Origin of the sequence: Anaerovirgula multivorans (genome assembly GCF_900188145.1) — a bacterium.
Taxonomy (GTDB): Bacteria; Bacillota; Clostridia; order Peptostreptococcales; family Natronincolaceae; genus Anaerovirgula; species Anaerovirgula multivorans.
Window position 1 is genome coordinate 108,788 of record NZ_FZOJ01000002.1, and the last position, 17,666, is coordinate 126,453.

Sequence of the window (17,666 nt, forward strand, 5' to 3'; positions counted from 1 at the left end):
TTCTATGGACTAAATTGTCTTTACCTTACATTTATTGTCCTAGACATCATTTTCCCGTGAATTTTTTAAAAAGCCAACAAAATCCAGACTGTTCAAAAGCCTCTAGATTCGAGGCACGAGAAAACCCAGCAACCGCAGTGTATAAAGGAATACGTAAGGGTGCTGGGTTTTGGAGCAACGAAGAATATGAGAGCTTTTGAAATCACAATTTTGCATACTCAGTTGCTGGTATTCCTACATATTTTTTAAATGCTCTACTAAAATAGTTAGGGTCCTCATACCCAACCTCCAATGCTGTCTCTTTGATGGATTTTCTTTCTTCCCGTAATAACTGTTTTGCTTTCTCCATCCTTGTTTTTATCAAATAATCTTTAAAGTTCTCTCCTTCAATCTTTTTAAAAAGTCTACTTAAATAGTATGAGCTTAACTCAATATAGTCGGCAACATCATTCAAAGAAATATCTTTCATATAGTTTTCTCGGACATATTTTTTTACTGATTCTATTGCTCTTGTGTTGCTATCTGTTTTGTATTGTGAAATAGCAAAAACTACTTCTTTTAACAAATTCTTTATATATTCCTTAATTTCTGTTGTTTCCTTTAGTTCCTGTATTTCTCTCTCCATTTTCTGTATTTCTAAAGAAACTAATGCTTTTCCAAAAAAATGGATGATGTTTCGATTAATAATTAAACAAAATTGTTGTATATATTTTTCAATAGATAAATTTTTATTGTTTGTGGTATTGGTTGTTACATAATCTAATATATTTTCAAATTCATTAACGGCACCTATCAGATCTTCATTTAAAAGTTTTTCAAAAATAATCATTTCCTTTTCATATACAATATTGAGAAGATCTTTATCAACAAGTTCATTCTTATCATGATCCACTTCCTCCATTTGTTTTTCCATCGTGGACTTTGCTTCCCTATAGGAGTTGTACAGCTTAGAGGTATCTTCATGACTGCTGCCAATACCAAAGTATAGCTGAAACTGGAATTTTTCTTCTACCTGGTATCGAATCTCCTTAATAGAGGCTATAAGATTTTTGTTATTAATCAGTTCTTGAAGATGATTATGAAAGAGTAAAAATACCATGTTTTTTAAATACAAACTTCCTAAAGTTTCCCTGCTTACAAATTTTAATTTATTTTTTATTACCTTTAATATTTCCTCATAGTCTTCGTCTTCTTCACTGCCACGAAAAATAATACAAATAAAATGATTACTTTTAACATTGAAAATGTTTTTATACTCTTCTAATTGATTTGCTGATAAATCTTCCCCTAGAATCAGTTTTAATATCATTTCCTTTTCTAGCAATGGCATTAATTGATTAATTTGTTTTCTCAGGCTTCTTTCTTTTTCTACATTTTCCTTTTTGACATTAACTTTTTCTATAATCTTATCCATCGCGCCGCAAAACTCTTCATCCGACACAGGTTTAAGCAAATAATCGTTAATTCCTATATGAATAGCTTTTTTTGCATATTCAAAATCATCGTAGGCTGTTAGAATAAGGATTTCTGTATTAGGTAATCGTGTTTTGATTAAATGAGAAGCTTCCAAGCCAGTAATCCCAGGGATTCTTATATCAGCCATAACAATATCTGGCCGTAAGTTTAAAGCCTTTTCTATTGCTTGGTTCCCATTGGAGGCCTCTCCACAGACTTGAATCTTATCCTTATAATATTTATTTATAAGGAATTTTAAAGCTTTTCTCTCAATCATCTCATCTTCAATAATCATCAACTGTAGCATAGGACTCACCATCCTTTAAAGGAATAAAAATATCTATGATTGTTCCTTGTCCAACTTTACTATCAACGAAAATTAAGTTTTCAACGCCAAAATGCAGCTCTAATCGCTTTTTTACATTGCCTAGCCCTAATCCCGTAGTATGTCCTTTTTTCTTTTCATTACTGTTTTCCTCAAAAATTCGTTGTAGTTTCTCCTGAGAAATACCTTTTCCATTATCCTTAATCTTTATTTTGACATGCCCTTCTCTTCTCGTAATAAATATCTCTATTTTTCCTTCTTCTTGATCCTGCAATCCATGAATAATTGCATTCTCTACAATAGGCTGTAGTGTCATAGGAGGTATAGCAATATCATCTATATTTTCCCCTATATTGAATTCAAAGGTTATTTGATCTTGAAATCTAGTTTCTTGTATAAAAGCATACGCTTTTAAAGTACTAATTTCTTCTTCTAATTTTACTAGTTTCTTTTTATAGCTTAAATTATACCTTAATATTTTTGCTGTAGCCTGTATTAATTTCACTGTATTATTGGCCTCTTCAAACATAGCAGTTCTAGAAATTATATTCAATGTGTTAAATAGAAAATGAGGATCCATCTGAGTTTGCAATGCCATTAGCTGCGATTCTCTAAGAAGCTTATCCTTTTCCAAATTAATCAATTTTTCTTTATTTAGATTGATTTCTACCTCACTTTTAAAGCTAAGCTCTTCTATAAAATATCTTATATTATCCTTCATGTGATTAAAGGCGTGGGCCATCATGTTAAATTCTTTGTATTTGTTTTCCTTTACATCCTCTACTTGCCAATTTCCCTTTGCCAGTTGTTCAGCAGATGCTGCAAGTTTAGTGATTCTTTCCATGATATCATTTGAGAGTAAGACAGCAAAGCCAAAACTAACAAAGCTAAAAAATAAAATGGTAACAGCAATACTTCTTTCTATTTCTTTATATCTTTGTAGAATAGTGGAATAATCTTCTTTACTATAGTCTAGATAAGAGGTAATCAACATCTGAGCATGATTGTTCATATACCCTGACAAGGTTCTAAGTTCGTTGAGCTTACGATAGCTGTAAATATTCAAACCACCTTCAACTAGAATCTCCCCGGTTAATTGTTGCTGATACTCAAACATATTTTCCAAGTTCCTCAAAAAAACACCACTATCTTTATCTTTTCTCACTTCATCTTTTATAGTTTTTAATATCGCTTCAATATATTTTTCAGAATCTCTATAATTATTAATGTGCTCTATTTCTCTGTTTCTTATATATTGATCGAAGGAATTCATGCTTTTGTTTATCTCTATGGCTAATTGACTTAATTCTATATTGGTTTTCATAGACCTATCATATTCTTTAGTTATGGTATTTTTCATAGAAAAAGATATCATAAAGGATATCATCATGATTAAGTTAATTAATAAAAATATGCTGATAATCCTTGTCTTAATTGACTTTTTATCCTTAATGCCAAATAACCTCATGGTCTATCCTCACATTCTATTTAGTATATATTCAAGTATATATCAAGTATATATACTGATACATGTTAATTATACTACATTTTCGCCTCCTCGTCATTCATCTCTGTAGTTTCCTTATTTAGACAAATGTAGAGCTTTACAGGAGAATCTCCACCTTGTTTAAGATGACGGAGAGTGGGTGTTGGAATAGTTTTTCAATTCCTATAGAACAAAAAATCCTGCCCCTAAGGACAAGATTTTAAGATTTATATTCTATTTATTAGTTTTCTAGTTGAATATCAAAGTAGTTCACTGCATTACGATAACAAATATTTTCTATAATTGAACCTAGAAAATCTAAGTCATAAGGAAATTCACCAGCTTCTACCCATTGTCCTATTAGATTACATAGTATTCTTCTAAAATACTCATGCCTTGGATAAGATAAGAAACTTCTTGAATCCGTAAGCATGCCTACAAATCTGGCTAGCAATCCAAGGTTTGCTAAAGCATTCATTTGACTAATCATACCTTCTTTTTGATCATTAAACCACCAACCAGAGCCAAACTGAATTTTTCCAGGAATTCCTCCTCCTTGGAAATTGCCAATCATAGTTCCTAAGATATAATTGTCATTAGGGTTTAAACAGTATAGTATTGTTTTAGGCAAATTGTCTTCTTTATCTAGACCGTCTAAAAACCTAGACAAAGGAATAGCAACTGTTTCGTCATTGATAGAATCAAAGCCCGTATCTGGTCCTAAGATTTTATACATTTTAGTGCTATTGTTTCTTAATGCTCCAATATGAAGCTGCATCACCCATCCATATTTACTATATTTTTTAGCTAAATGTTTCAAAGTATAGGTTTTAAATTTATATAATTCCTCTGATGCCAAAGACTCTTTTGCTAATAACTTTTTAAATACAGCTTCGACTTCCTCTAGCTTTGCCTCAGCATAGAATACCTTATCCAATGCATGATCCGATAACCTACATCCAACATTGTGGAAATAGTCAATTCTACTATCTAAAGCTCTTAGATAGGTATTATAATCGACTATGTCCATATTTGTTATAGAAACTAGACCTTCAAACCATTTTAAAAATTCTTCCCTTTCGACATTGATTGCTTTATCAGGTCTGAAGGTGGGAAGCACTTTTACATCAAAGCCCTTATCTTCTTTTAGCTGAATATGATGTTCTAAATTATCAAGAGGATCATCAGTTGTGCATACAACCTTCACATTGGATCTTTTTATTAATTCCTTTGCAGTAAAGTCCTCTTGATTTAGTAGTTCATTACATCTATTCCATATATCTTCAGCGGTGACCTCATTTAAAGTATCATAGATACCAAAATATCTTTGAAGCTCTAAATGGGTCCAATGATATAACGGATTTCCAACACATTGAGAAAGCGTTTTAGCCCAAGCCGTAAATTTTTCATAATCGCTGGCATCCCCAGTTATATATTTTTCTTCAATCCCATTACTTCTCATTGCTCTCCACTTATAATGATCTCCACCTAACCAGACTTCGGTAATATTTCTATAACGCTTATTGTTTCTAATTTCCTCAGGATTTAGATGGCAGTGATAATCATAGATCGGCATGTTCTTAGCATAATTGTGGTACAATTCTACCGCTACTTTGTTATTTAACAAAAAATTCTCATCCATAAACTTTTTCATTTTTTCATCACCTATTGGTTTATTTTTTCAATACTGACAAAACCGTAGCTCCTATATACATTTTAATTGTAAAAATGTATATCTATATGGATATACACCCCTGAATTTTAATATACTAAGGGCTACATTTGCAGTCCTTGGTTGCGTCTTTCAACCAAGGACGAAACCGTAGACCGTGTATATTAAAATTTGAGCATACAATACATTTCTATAAAGTCACACCAGTTTTAAATATTGAAATTTCCCTAAAATTATTTTTCTCATTATTCACTAATTTACCACTAGCTACTTCAAGCATGTATTCAATAAACTTTTCTACTACTTCCTCCATTGTTTCATCCTCTACTAATGTTCCTGCATTAAAATCAATCCAATGGGGCTTCAACTTATAGATCGCAGTATTTGTAGATATCTTCATGGTTGGTACAAAGCTTCCAAAAGGTGTCCCCCTACCGGTTGTAAATAATACCATTTGACATCCAGATGCTGCTAAAGCTGTCGCTGCCACTAAATCATTTCCAGGAGCGTTTAATAGGTTCAGTCCCTTTTTCTTTAGAAGTTCTCCATATTTAAGGACATCTACAACGGTTGCTTTTCCACCTTTTTGTGTGCACCCTAAAGATTTTTCCTCAAGGGTAGTAATTCCTCCTTCTTTATTGCCTGGTGAAGGATTTTCATAAATTGGTTGGTTATGCTCTATAAAATACTGTTTAAAGTCATTGACGAGGCTAACTGTTTTATTAAAAACATCTTCGCTTTCTGCACGATTCATTAAGATAGTTTCTGCACCAAACATCTCTGGTACCTCTGTTAAGATAGTTGTTCCGCCTTGAGAAATTAGGAAATCTGAGAAAACACCTACCAAAGGGTTAGCAGTAATCCCTGATAATCCATCAGAACCACCACATTTCAAACCTATCTTCAGTTCAGATATAGATACAGCCTCTCTTTTGTCTTCCTTCATTTTCTCATAAAGCTCCTTCAACAGCTTTACACCTTCTTGAATCTCATCAGACACTTCCTGAGTGATCAGGAATTTCACTCTATCTTCAGCATATTCTCCTAGGCTCTTTTTAAAATCAGCAATATAATTGTTCTCACAGCCCAATCCTAATACCAGCACACCGCCTCCATTAGGGTGTTTTGCAACATCTCCTAATATGGTTCTAGTATTTTCATGATCATCTCCTAACTGTGAGCAGCCATAATTATGTTTAAATACTTCAATGGCATCGATTCCTTTAGTATTTACTTCTTCTTTAAATTTCTTAATAATCATTTCAGCGATACCATTGACGCAACCAACAGTAGGTACAATCCACAATTCATTTCGTATACCTACATCTCCATTTTTTCTGCGATATCCATCGAAGGTTAAATTTCTATTGTCTTCGATAATTTCATTTAATGCCTGGTTAAATTGATATTCACTAACACCAGATAAGTTGGTCTTTGTATTATGGGAGTGAATCCATTTGCCAGTTTCTATTGTTTTTGTTGCATGGCCTATAGGTGCACCATACTTTATAACATTTTCTCCTTCTTTTATATCCTGTATAGCAAATTTATGTCCTCTTTTTATATCTTCTTTTAACTGGATTTCTTTATTTTCAAAAGCAATGATTTCATCCTTCTTTAGATCTGTTAAAGCTACAATTACATTATCACTACTATTGATTTTAATAAATCTTTTCATACTAATTCATCACTCCTAAAACAGCCTTTTTCATACCTAGCTCTTGAATTTTAACTAAGTGTGCTGTTACTGCATCCGTTAACCCTACTACCTGATTTAAATCCATTTTCCAAACTTTTTCATTAGCTAAAATCGTTTCTGCTATGGTTTTTAATTGTCCCTGTGAACCATCATAATTAGCCCATAAACTTTCATACTGCACTAAAATCTCTGCATCATCTGCTAAAGCAATTTTTTCACCATTTCTTTCTCCCTTATAGAAGGCAATCAATGCTGCTAGTGAAAAGGTTAACTTTTGTGGTAGCTGCTCTTTTCTATTTTGATATTCTAAAATAGAAGGAAGTACCCTTGTTTCAAATTTTGACATAGAATTTAAGGATATACTCATTAATTCATGTTTAATAAAAGGATTTCTAAAACGATCTAGTACTGCATTAGCAAATGCTTCCAGTTCTTCTTGAGGTAAATCTAAGGTTGGTATAATCTCCTCAAAGATTGTATCCTTTGTAAATTTTCCAATAATATCATCTTCTACTGCTTCTCTAACCGTATCAATTCCATAAAGATAAGCTACAGGTACCATGCTTGTATGTGCTCCGTTTAATATTCTTACTTTTCTTGTTCTATAGGGTGTCATATCATCAACAAAGAGCACATTTAATCCAACTTTATCTGTTGGGAACTCATCCTTTACCCAAACAGGACCTTCAATTACCCAAAGATGGAATGGTTCTGCCTCTACTACTAGATTATCTTCATAGCCTAATTCACTATTGATTTCTTGTATTCTTTCTCTAGGATAACCAGGTACAATTCTATCTACTAGACTGTTACAGAAGGTATTCCCTTCTTCTATCCATTGCTTAAAACCTTCTTCTAGCTTCCAAAGCTCAATAAATTTAAGAATTGTTTCTTTAAGCTTATCACCATTTTTCTCAATTAATTCACAAGGAATGAAGATGAATCCTTTTTCTTTATCTCCATTAAAAGTCTTATATCGATGATATAACAAAGCAGTTAGTTTACCGGGAAAACTCTTTTGTGGTCTATCCTCCAGTTGATCCTTTTCATCAAAGGCAATTCCTGCTTCTGTCGTATTAGAGATTACAAATCTTAATTCTGGATTTTCAGCTACACTTAAATATTCATCATACTTAGTGTAAGTATTGATTCCTCTTGTAATACAATTAATTACAGAGTGCTCACTTGCTACTTTTCCATCTTTTATTCCGTTTAGATATAATGTATAAAGACCATCTTGTTTGTTCAACATATCTATCAACCCATTTTCCAAAGGCTGCACTACGACTACCCCACTGTTAAAATCTGCCTCTTTATTCATTTTGTCTACCTTCCAATCAACGAAGGCCCTTAAAAAGTTTCCTTCCCCAAACTGTAATATCTTCTCTGGATACTTTTTAAATTCCTTATAAACCTCTTTACTTAAATTCATTATTCTTCCTCCTTTGAATTATTGTTAACGTGTGCATAATTCTCATGCTTTTATGATTAAATAATATTCTATAGGCTTTTAACAGAATTTCTTATGATCAGCTCAGTGTTAATGTATACCCGATTATTTAATGGTTTCTCCCCATTCATTAATTGTATAAGTCCTTTAGCACCTTCATTACTAATTTTTTCTATAGGCCTTTTTACAGTCGTTAATGCGGGTGTTAAAAACGATGAAAAAATATTATCATCAAATCCAATCATTGAGATATCATCTGGTATTTTAAGATTTTTCTCTTGAATTGCTTTCATTGCCCCTACTGCCATATCATCGTTTGAAGAAAAAATAGCGGTAGGTAATTCTTGATTTGTTAAGAGCTGCTGCATAGCAGTATACCCACTCTCTAAATCATAGTCACCTTCTATCATATATTCTTTTTTAAAAGGTATGTCATAGTCTATTAATGCTTGCAAAAATCCTTCTTTTCTTTCTTGACTAGACTTAAACCCCTTTCTACCTTCAATGATCCCAATTCTTTTATGCCCTTTTTTAATTAGATACTCTGTTGCCTTATAGGAGCCTCTTTTATCATCAGATAGGATATTGAACAGCCCTTTCTCCTGCATCTCTCTATTTAATACAACTAAGGGAATTTTTTTATCTAAAGTATGATAAATAAAAGGGTTATCCTTTGTACTTTGACTCATAATAAGAATACCATCAAAATTTTTCTTGTTAATTCTATTAAAATCTTGATAATCGTCTATTGCTTTTACTACTAAATTATATTGATCCTTAATTACATGATTAACACCTCTAACTACTTCATAAAAGAAATGGGAGGAGGTACCATGATCGATGTTGGAAAAAAACAAACCAATATGATAGGACTTATCCAGCACTAAGCTCCGGGCACTATAATTAGGAGAATAATTCAATTCCCTAGCTATCTTTTTAATCTTTTCTTTTGTTTCCAGAGTAATTAAAGGACTATCATTTAATGCCCTTGATACTGTTGTATGTGATACATTTGCCAGCTTTGCTATATCTTTTATTGTCACGCTCATTGTTTTACCACCTCATACTTATGATATCACACAATGCACACGTTAACAATGGTTGTGTACATTATTTTATTTTTGTAAAAACTACTGGAATTAGTAGTCTTTACAAAAATAATTTATTCTAATATAAACTTGCAGGTCTTTGAATAAAATGAATGATATTTCCTTCAATGTCTTTAAAAAATATGGTTTTTATCCCTTTATCGTTTTCTTTTAAACCATCTATCATCTCAGCATCATGCTTCATCAAATTTTCAAATTCTCTTTCTATATTATCAGTTCCAAAGGATAAATGTCTAATCCCTTGGTATTTGTTACCTAATATCTCTGTTTCATTGTCTGCAGGATATATTTCCAACATACTGTTATCCTCCATTAATAAGAAATAGGTAGGACGTTCCTTCCTATTATCATAAACAATTTTAAAACCAAAAAGTTTTATGTACCAATCCTTTAATGCCTCAGTATTTTTTGCAGCAATACCGACATGCTCTAGTGTTATCATAAAGATCATACTCCTTTTTATAATATTTTTTAGTAAATTGACAAATATACTAAAACAGCTTATTTACCGAATATGTAAATAAGCTGTTATATTTCTCTATATTTAAGGGGGGAGGGTAAATATAGACTTATCTATTTGAAATAATACTCACTATCTATCAATATGTGTTTCGATACCCATATACTTTTTAACCTGTTGAAGGGTAGGAAAACCTTCCATATCCCCTCTTACCAGGGTAGCCATTGCACCTACAGCATTGGCCAATTGTCCGCATTCTCTTAGATTTAAATTCCTTAGGATTCCCGATAAGAAGCCGGCAGCAAAACCATCTCCCGCTCCCACAGTATCCTCTGGCTTTTCTACAATATACCCTGCAACCAACTCTTCGTTTTCTCTACTTGCTATATAGCAACCTTCTTTTCCCAGTTTTGTAGCCACGATCTTACAGCCCATATTTAGAAAGAATCTGCCAATTTCTTTAGGTTCATCGGTACCTAGAAGGAGTTTTCCTTCTTCCTTTCCAGGAAAAGCAATATCTGTCATTTTTATTATATCCATTATGATTGACTTAGCTTCTTCAATATTCCACAATTTCAAACGAATATTTGGATCAAAAGATATCAATACGTTGTTTGATTTCGCAACTTCAATAGCTTTATATACCGTTTCTCTTGCAGTATGAGATAAGGCTAGAGTAATTCCTGTAACATGCAAAATTTTTGCAGATCTAATATAATCCAAATCTAAATCTTCGGTTGTGATATTGCTGGCAGCTGAATTTTTCCTATAGTAATAGACATTAGGATTAACATGGGCAAATCTTTCTTTAAAAAGAAGGCCAGTGCTTCTCTCTGAATCAATTGAAGCCCTAGAAACATCTACTCCTTCTCCTCGAATGACGGCCTTAATATACCTTCCAAACTCGTCATCACCTAACTTAGAAAACCAGCCTACCTCATGACCTAGTCTAGCTAAAGCAATAGCTACATTAGATTCGGCTCCTGCTATTGATTTGTTAAAGTTATGGACATATCTTAAAGGACCCGTAGAATCTGGATTGAATAAAACCATGGACTCTCCAAAGGTTACACATTCCATATTATCTTTGAACCCTTCCAGAACCGTCACCCTTCGTTAATGTTTCTACTTCGTCCTTAGAAATCAAGTTGAAATCTCCTGGGATTGTATGTTTTAACGCAGATGCAGCAACAGCATACTCTAATGCACCTTGTAATGGCATCTCTGTAATTAATCCATAAATTAATCCACTTGCAAAGGAGTCTCCTCCTCCAACTCTGTCTACAATTCTTACATCGTATTTTTTAGATAAGTAGGACTTTTCACCATCATATAATAAAGCTGACCATCCATTATCAGAAGCTGAGTAGCTTTCTCTTAAAGTAGAGGCTACATACTTAAACCCAAATCTTTCAACCAACTGCTTTGCCACTGTCTCATAGGCTGCATGGTCAATTTCACCTTTAGTAATATCAGTATGGGCAGCTTTGATGCCAAATACTTTTTCAGCATCCTCTTCATTTCCGATACATACATCTACATATTGCATCAATCCAGACATCACTTCATTAGCTTTTTCTGGAGTCCAAAGTTTTTTTCTAAAGTTTAAGTCAACAGAAACGGTTACACCCATTTCCTTAGCAGCTTTACAAGCTTCTAACGTAATAACTGCTGCCTTGTCCCCTAGTGCAGGTGTAATTCCAGTGAAATGGAACCAATCTACACCTTCAAATATTTCTTTCCAATTAAAATCTGATGGATCTGCTTCAGCAATAGCAGCATGGGCTCTATCATAAATAACCTTGGAAGCTCTTTGAGAAGCACCACTCTCTAGAAAGTATATACCTAATCTGTCGCCACCTCTAGCGATATAGCTGGTGTCTACACCATATCTTCTTAAAGCATTCACCGCACTTTGTCCGATCTCATGTTTAGGTACCTTTGTTACAAATCTAGCATCTAACCCATAATTCGCTAATGATACACATACATTAGCTTCTCCGCCACCATAGTTTACGTCAAAGCTGTCCGCCTGAACAAATCTCTCATAGCCTGGAGTAGATAATCTCAGCATAATTTCTCCAAGTGTAACTACTTTTTTCATTTCTATAACCTCCTATTTTTTTCTAGCTTCTTTTATCTTTTCTACAAATTGTTTAGCAATATCTGTAATTGATTGAAAATCTCCAATTTTCGCTCCGCCTGTTAATTCACCGCCTACACCAACTGCAACACAACCATTTTTTATCCATTCACCTACATTATCTAAGCTTACGCCCCCAGTAGGCATTAATGCTGCCTGTGGTAGTGGTCCCTTAATAGCTTTAATGAAGCTTGCTCCAAAAGCACTCCCTGGGAACACCTTAATTATATCTGCTCCTGCCTCCATAGCCTTAACCATTTCGGTAATTGTCATGCAGCCTGGCATATATGGTATTTGGTAGCGATTACATAGCTTTGCTGTCTCTAAATCAAAGGATGGACTAACCACATACTCAGCTCCTGCAAGAATAGCAATTCTAGCAGTTTCACTATCTAGAACAGTTCCAGCTCCTACGATTAATTGATCTTTTGTAAATTTTTCTTTTAAAGCAGTAATTACTTTTTCCGCTCCTGGAACAGTAAATGTTACCTCGATAGCTGGAATACCACCATCTATACAAGCTTTAGCAATTTTTTCAGCTATTTCAGCATTTTCTGCCCTAACCACTGAAACTATTCCAACTTCTGCGATTTTTTGTAAAGTTTCTATTTTGGGAATCATCTTTTTTTCCTCCTCATCTTATCTACGTTTCATAATACAAACCTTAGTTTCATTATACGAAATTGTATAGATTCTATCAAAATACCAAAAAGCTAATTTTCCACATTTATCAAAGGTTTTCTTGATATTTTTCATTATTGCTTTGTTTTTTATACAAATCCTATAAATTAAATTTAATTTTATTGAGACATTAAATAAAAGAGCTTAGGTACACTATTCTCTATACCCAAGCTCTTTGGAAATTTTGTCACTAATCATTAATATGTTATTTTTAAAATCATTTATTCTTTCTTTTGTTACCCGTATTGTTGGTCCAGATATACTAATAGCTCCACATACCTCACCGATATGATTAAAAATAGGGGCGCCTATACATCGTATTCCTATTTCGTTTTCTTCTTCATCTAATGCATAGCCTTCTTCCCTAATCCTTTTTAGTGTTTCCTTCATAACCTTCAAATCTGTAATTGTATACTCCGTGAACCGTTTGATTTCTATTGCCTGCCATATATTTTCCACTTCTTCCTCAGTCAAGTAAGCCATAATCGCCTTTCCTACAGATGTACAGTACATAGGGCTCTTAGTGCCAATACGGGAATGCATTCGAATTTTATTTTCTGATTCAACTTTATCAATATATACAATTTCTGCCCCTTCCCTTACAACAAGGTGAACGACTTCATTTGTTAACTCTTTCAATTGCTGTAAATATGGCTTAGCAACAGTACGTATATCCATTTTTTCTATTGATTTATTACCTAATTCAAATAATTTTAATGTCAGCTTATATTTATTGGTGTTTGGATTTTGTTCAACATATCCTTTTTTGATTAAGGTTAATAGTAATCTATGAACAGTACTTTTATGTAAATCAATTTTAGAACTAATCTCAGTAATCCCCATTCCTTCTTCATAATCTGATAAAACTTCTAGAATTGATAATGCTCGATCTACTGACTGTACTAGGTCCTTCATTTCTACACTTCCCTTTCTTTAAACAATAGGTTTACATTAAAGATTATATTAACATAAAAATGTTATCTTTAAAAGGCAAAAAGAGAAAGCCCCTAAATGCTTTCTCATTCATCTCTTAGATTCTCAATTAGTTCTACTAGTGCTCGAAAAGCCTTTTCTTCGTCTGAGCCCTCTACCTTTAGGAGAATCTCTTCTCCCATTCCTGCTAACATACTCATGATATGCATAATGCTCTTGCAATTATATTCATTACCATCCTTCATAATAAAGCTCTCTGATTTAAATCTAGTTGCTTCTTTTACTAACAGGCTAGCTGCTCTTGCATTTAATCCTGTTTCTTTTTGTATTATAATTTTTTTCTCTAACATAGTAACCCCTTCCTTTCCAAAATTTTATATAAATTTCACCCATTTCATTTCCAATACTGAGAGATCGTCCTTTAAATGTTGTTGTCTATTTGCTAATTGATTAATATTATAGGTTAAATAATGATAATTACTACTTTTTATTTCTTCTTGTAGATATTTTATAAATCCTTCATATTCTAAAGTATTTCCATCATCTTCCTTTAATTCCAACAATCCATCCGTATAGATAATTAAATGATCTCCAGGCTCTAAATATATAGTTTTTTCTTCATAGCCTTCTGTAAATTCAAAGCCTACTGGTGTTCCATAACCATCTAATTCAACAAAATCTCCATTGTTTCTTACTAATATTGGTGCAGGGTGAGCACCTCTAACGTATTTTAATACACCGGTTTTTACATTTAAAACCATATAAAAAATTGTGAAATAGTGTTGATATTTAGTAAAAGGAAATCTTTTGTTTAAATACTTAATCACCTCAACTGGAGGAATGATTTCGTAATATGGAGGATTGTCTATTTTTCTCTTTAAAGGAGATCCCCTATCTACGTCTAAGATCAGGAATTCTGATAAAGCTACTGCCAGCATCGAGGAAGCCACCCCATGTCCCATTACATCAATAACATATAACCCCATGTGATCTTCATCCAACATAAAAACATCAAATATATCTCCTCCAACTTTGCCAGATGGTTGAAAGTGCCAAAAAAAGGAGCAATTAGGTATATTCCCTAATGTTTTGGGAATAAGCGCTTCCTGAATTTGAGAAGCCATCGTCAAGTTGTGTTCTAGTTCAATTCTTTGGTTTTTAATAGTAACCAAGCTCTCTTCTAAAGCACTTTTAGTCTTCTTAAGATCTTCTTCTAATGCAACAGTCTTTAATTGATTATGTATTTTAAAAACAAGTTCTTTTTCGTCAATAGGCCTCTGTAGAAAATCATTTACGCCCAAATCAATGGCTTTTGATTTTTCTTTCTCTTTTTCATCATCTAAAAAGAGAAGGATGGGGATTCCATTAGTATCTTTGTTATCTTTTAATGTCTTAATAACTTTTAAATATGTATTATCAGTTATATTTATTAATATTACATGGGGCATCACTTTTGATACTAGGTTTATTAAATCTTCTTCTAAATGTTTTTCTACTACCTCATGTCCATACTTTCTTAGCACTTTTTTTAAATAGCAATCTTTTTGCTTTTCTTCAATTAAAATTAATATTTTGTTATATGTCATAGTCAATCCCAACCCTTACTAGGTTTTCAATATAATTAATTATAGTTTAACTTGTATTAAGTAAGTTAGCAATATTTATTAAGAAAAAGGTGTGCTTTTTTTGTTAGGTCTATGGGAGGAATTAATTAATTATTTATTATTTCTTTAATAAAAACCGTTAACTCTACTAATAGATTTCTTATTATATTACCTTCAACTATTTTAACAACGGGTCGCAATGGAAAGTCTTTATTAATTCCTATTACAATACCCTCTTCCCCTGTATTTAATAGGACCTTTGTTCCTAATGGATAGATAGCTATATTATGAATAAATTTTCTAACTAGACTATGTTCCAGTTGGGTTCCTACGATTGACATTAAATATTCTATCGCCTTATGAGGTAGCATTGCCCTTTTATAAATTCGCTCAGCTGTTATTGCATCATATATGTCACATATTGCCACCATTTTAGAGAAAAGATATAGCTTATCCCATTTTATTCCCTGTGGGTAACCCCCGCCATCTATTCTTTCATGATGTTCTTTTGCGGCCTTAGCAATATCTTCCTTATAGCCCAATTGATTTTTTAAAATATCATAGCCATAAAGCGTATGTCTTTTCATAATCTCCATTTCTTCTGGTGTGAGCTTATCAGGCTTTAACAATATACTGTCTCTAATTTGAGTTTTTCCTATATCATGTAATAGCCCTGCTATGGCTGCATCTTCTATTTCTTTAGCGTTAAAACTCATGGTTTTACCAAATAAAATCATAAAAATAGAAACGTCTATCGAGTGTAGGTATGTATATTCATCTTTTCTTCGAATTCCTTGAATGCTCATATATACCTGTTGATTTTCGTTAATGCTGGATACTAGATTTTTTGCTAAACTCGCAATCATTTTTTTGTCTATATTGCCACCGCTTCTAAATATTTCAAACTCTTTGCTTATTTCTTGGAAGCTTTGTTTATATACTTTCTTTATTTCTTCAATCTGTTTAACAACAGGTTCGTCTAAATATTTAATTCTATCATCCAGTACTTCAAAGGGAGAAACATTTGTGATCAAATAAATAATATTATTTTTTTGTAGTTTTTGTTTAAGGAAAGCTGTCATTTTTGTACCTTTTTTTACTAATATTGCCCCCTGAGGATTGCATAGATCATAGGCTATCGGCGTTCCATCTTCAATCTGTGATAAGTATATTTTTTGCATCCTTTTTCTTTCCCCCTTCTAATTGCATATTTTATCCTTTTATATAATCCTATTGTTATGGATAACCTGAATATCATCCCACACTACACTATCTATTCCTTCAATTCTTTTTAAGTCGTTATATACTTCTAATCGATTGAGTTTTGAAGGGGTTTTGACAAAAAAAGTAATTTGCATATTGTACTCGTATTCATCTTCCTCCTGAGTAAAATCATTTTCTACAATAATATTTTTAATATTGATATGAAACCTACCAAAAACTGTCCCAATATCTCCTATAAATCCAGGTCTGCCTATTCCCTTAATTTTCACCTCTGAATACCTTCTGAGCTTTCCTATTCTTTTTTCTAATAGACCTAAGCTAGCCAAGGAAAATAGAGCTATGGCTGTAGTGATTAATGCACCTATAAAAAATCCTGCCCCTACCGCCAATCCGATACCTCCACTAATCCAGAGACTAGCAGCGGTGGTGAGACCTTTTACATTTGTACCTTCCCGCATGATTGTACCTGCACCTAAAAAACCTATACCACTTACTACTTGGGCAGCCAATCTAGCAGGTTCTCCACCTCTTCCTTCCGGCCCAAAGCCGATAAACCCATAAATCGATAAGATCATAATAAGACAAGATCCAACGGTGACTAAAATATGGGTTCTAAAGCCCGCAGGTCTATTGTTAACTTCTCTTTCAAAGCCAATTATTCCTCCTAATACCCCTGCTAATAATAATCTTAATAATAAATCAGTATTGGTAATCACTGTATCACCACCATTCTATTATATTTTCATATTTTATAAAAGATATAATTGTTAATACATTATAGATGACCAATTTTTAGAAAAAAAAGAATACCCTAGGGCATTCATGAAATTATCATCCTACTACTTTATTATATTTAAATCTAGATTCATTATGTATCGGTGTTCTCCTTCTCCATATTCATGTTTATTCATTTCTTCTACTACAAAACCCATCTTATCCTTATATAGACGTATAGCTGGCTTATTATGAATGTCCACGGTTAATCCCATTATATCAAATCCTTGTTCTTTTAAATTTAAACAAATGACTTTAAGAAAATGATAGCCTAATCCTTTTCCCTGTAATTCTTCTTGAATAGCATAATCAAATAAGTAGCATTTCTTTTCATCTTCCCAATCCCTCATCAATATTGCCATTCCAACTATTTTACTATGAATATCCTCTTTTAATACAAACACGTTTCCATGTCGTATTTGAGGTACCAGTCCCCACTCATCCATTCCTGCTTCTCCGAAAATTTTTTGACCGAAATCTACCATTCTTCGTAAAATTTCCAGATTAAAGTCTTGGACTAAGTAAACCTTTAATCCTTTTACATCTAAATCTTTGTCTTCTAAAGCTTTTTTGGGTAGTGCCTTTACCATATCAAAGTACACAGTGAAACACTCCTTCGTTAATTTTTTGTTAAGCTCAGTTGATTTTTCA

16 protein-coding genes are annotated in these 17,666 nt (G+C 32.8%); all 16 read right to left on the minus strand.

Translation table 11 applies throughout. The features are described 5' to 3' along the window. Positions 1-202: 202 nt before the first annotated feature. Positions 203-1,762 (minus strand): response regulator, encoded by a 1,560-nt coding sequence (locus tag CHB72_RS02670; protein ID WP_176431157.1) that lies wholly within the window; start codon positions 1,760-1,762, stop codon positions 203-205. After that, positions 1,740-3,248, minus strand: coding sequence for a sensor histidine kinase (locus CHB72_RS02675; RefSeq protein ID WP_089281332.1), 1,509 nt, complete (start codon positions 3,246-3,248; stop codon positions 1,740-1,742). The genes CHB72_RS02670 and CHB72_RS02675 overlap by 23 nt, the downstream gene beginning before the upstream one ends. Positions 3,249-3,507: 259 nt before the next feature. Further along, complete coding sequence (gene uxaC, locus CHB72_RS02680; protein ID WP_089281333.1) at positions 3,508-4,920, minus strand: glucuronate isomerase; 1,413 nt, start codon at positions 4,918-4,920, stop codon at positions 3,508-3,510. 208 nt (positions 4,921-5,128) lie between these two features. Next, positions 5,129-6,616 (minus strand): UxaA family hydrolase, encoded by a 1,488-nt coding sequence (locus CHB72_RS02685; RefSeq protein ID WP_089281334.1) that lies wholly within the window; start codon positions 6,614-6,616, stop codon positions 5,129-5,131. A 1-nt stretch (position 6,617) separates the two neighbouring features. After that, positions 6,618-8,069 carry a tagaturonate reductase gene (locus tag CHB72_RS02690; protein ID WP_089281335.1) on the minus strand — a complete coding sequence of 484 codons (1,452 nt, stop codon included), beginning with the start codon at positions 8,067-8,069 and terminating at the stop codon, positions 6,618-6,620. A gap of 68 nt (positions 8,070-8,137) precedes the next feature. Further along, positions 8,138-9,136: a LacI family DNA-binding transcriptional regulator gene (locus CHB72_RS02695; RefSeq protein WP_089281336.1), complete on the minus strand. Its 999-nt coding sequence runs from the start codon at positions 9,134-9,136 to the stop codon at positions 8,138-8,140. A 118-nt stretch (positions 9,137-9,254) separates the two neighbouring features. Further along, positions 9,255-9,638 (minus strand): VOC family protein, encoded by a 384-nt coding sequence (locus CHB72_RS02700; protein ID WP_176431158.1) that lies wholly within the window; start codon positions 9,636-9,638, stop codon positions 9,255-9,257. A gap of 150 nt (positions 9,639-9,788) precedes the next feature. After that, positions 9,789-10,736, minus strand: coding sequence for a sugar kinase (locus tag CHB72_RS02705; protein ID WP_089281338.1), 948 nt, complete (start codon positions 10,734-10,736; stop codon positions 9,789-9,791). A 1-nt stretch (position 10,737) separates the two neighbouring features. After that, positions 10,738-11,760 carry a sugar kinase gene (locus tag CHB72_RS02710; protein ID WP_089281339.1) on the minus strand — a complete coding sequence of 341 codons (1,023 nt, stop codon included), beginning with the start codon at positions 11,758-11,760 and terminating at the stop codon, positions 10,738-10,740. Between the two features lie 12 nt (positions 11,761-11,772). Further along, a complete protein-coding gene (locus CHB72_RS02715) occupies positions 11,773-12,420 on the minus strand; it encodes a bifunctional 2-keto-4-hydroxyglutarate aldolase/2-keto-3-deoxy-6-phosphogluconate aldolase (protein ID WP_089281340.1) in 648 nt (215 codons plus the stop codon). A 213-nt stretch (positions 12,421-12,633) separates the two neighbouring features. Continuing rightward, the gene (locus CHB72_RS02720; protein WP_089281341.1) at positions 12,634-13,395 is read right to left on the minus strand and encodes an IclR family transcriptional regulator; all 762 of its coding nucleotides are present in this window, start codon (positions 13,393-13,395) and stop codon (positions 12,634-12,636) included. A 104-nt stretch (positions 13,396-13,499) separates the two neighbouring features. Continuing rightward, positions 13,500-13,763 carry an HPr family phosphocarrier protein gene (locus CHB72_RS02725; protein ID WP_089281342.1) on the minus strand — a complete coding sequence of 88 codons (264 nt, stop codon included), beginning with the start codon at positions 13,761-13,763 and terminating at the stop codon, positions 13,500-13,502. A gap of 24 nt (positions 13,764-13,787) precedes the next feature. Continuing rightward, a complete protein-coding gene (locus CHB72_RS02730) occupies positions 13,788-14,999 on the minus strand; it encodes a SpoIIE family protein phosphatase (protein ID WP_089281343.1) in 1,212 nt (403 codons plus the stop codon). A 125-nt stretch (positions 15,000-15,124) separates the two neighbouring features. Continuing rightward, positions 15,125-16,198 carry an HD-GYP domain-containing protein gene (locus CHB72_RS02735; RefSeq protein ID WP_089281344.1) on the minus strand — a complete coding sequence of 358 codons (1,074 nt, stop codon included), beginning with the start codon at positions 16,196-16,198 and terminating at the stop codon, positions 15,125-15,127. Between the two features lie 39 nt (positions 16,199-16,237). Further along, entirely contained in the window at positions 16,238-16,957 is a 720-nt protein-coding gene (locus CHB72_RS02740; RefSeq protein ID WP_089281345.1) for an MgtC/SapB family protein, read from the minus strand. A gap of 123 nt (positions 16,958-17,080) precedes the next feature. Next, complete coding sequence (locus tag CHB72_RS02745) at positions 17,081-17,617, minus strand: GNAT family N-acetyltransferase (protein ID WP_242975012.1); 537 nt, start codon at positions 17,615-17,617, stop codon at positions 17,081-17,083. Positions 17,618-17,666: the final 49 nt, after the last annotated feature.

What these genes read in the sequence shown, in the direction of transcription:
- CHB72_RS02670 (WP_176431157.1), bottom strand. Translation starts at nt 1,762, where the DNA reads ATGCTACAGTTGATGATTATTGAAGATGAGATGATTGAGAGAAAAGCT.
- CHB72_RS02675 (WP_089281332.1), bottom strand. Translation starts at nt 3,248, where the DNA reads ATGAGGTTATTTGGCATTAAGGATAAAAAGTCAATTAAGACAAGGATT.
- uxaC (WP_089281333.1), bottom strand. Translation starts at nt 4,920, where the DNA reads ATGAAAAAGTTTATGGATGAGAATTTTTTGTTAAATAACAAAGTAGCG.
- CHB72_RS02685 (WP_089281334.1), bottom strand. Translation starts at nt 6,616, where the DNA reads ATGAAAAGATTTATTAAAATCAATAGTAGTGATAATGTAATTGTAGCT.
- CHB72_RS02690 (WP_089281335.1), bottom strand. Translation starts at nt 8,069, where the DNA reads ATGAATTTAAGTAAAGAGGTTTATAAGGAATTTAAAAAGTATCCAGAG.
- CHB72_RS02695 (WP_089281336.1), bottom strand. Translation starts at nt 9,136, where the DNA reads ATGAGCGTGACAATAAAAGATATAGCAAAGCTGGCAAATGTATCACAT.
- CHB72_RS02700 (WP_176431158.1), bottom strand. Translation starts at nt 9,638, where the DNA reads ATGATAACACTAGAGCATGTCGGTATTGCTGCAAAAAATACTGAGGCA.
- CHB72_RS02705 (WP_089281338.1), bottom strand. Translation starts at nt 10,736, where the DNA reads ATGGAATGTGTAACCTTTGGAGAGTCCATGGTTTTATTCAATCCAGAT.
- CHB72_RS02710 (WP_089281339.1), bottom strand. Translation starts at nt 11,760, where the DNA reads ATGAAAAAAGTAGTTACACTTGGAGAAATTATGCTGAGATTATCTACT.
- CHB72_RS02715 (WP_089281340.1), bottom strand. Translation starts at nt 12,420, where the DNA reads ATGATTCCCAAAATAGAAACTTTACAAAAAATCGCAGAAGTTGGAATA.
- CHB72_RS02720 (WP_089281341.1), bottom strand. Translation starts at nt 13,395, where the DNA reads ATGAAGGACCTAGTACAGTCAGTAGATCGAGCATTATCAATTCTAGAA.
- CHB72_RS02725 (WP_089281342.1), bottom strand. Translation starts at nt 13,763, where the DNA reads ATGTTAGAGAAAAAAATTATAATACAAAAAGAAACAGGATTAAATGCA.
- CHB72_RS02730 (WP_089281343.1), bottom strand. Translation starts at nt 14,999, where the DNA reads ATGACATATAACAAAATATTAATTTTAATTGAAGAAAAGCAAAAAGAT.
- CHB72_RS02735 (WP_089281344.1), bottom strand. Translation starts at nt 16,198, where the DNA reads ATGCAAAAAATATACTTATCACAGATTGAAGATGGAACGCCGATAGCC.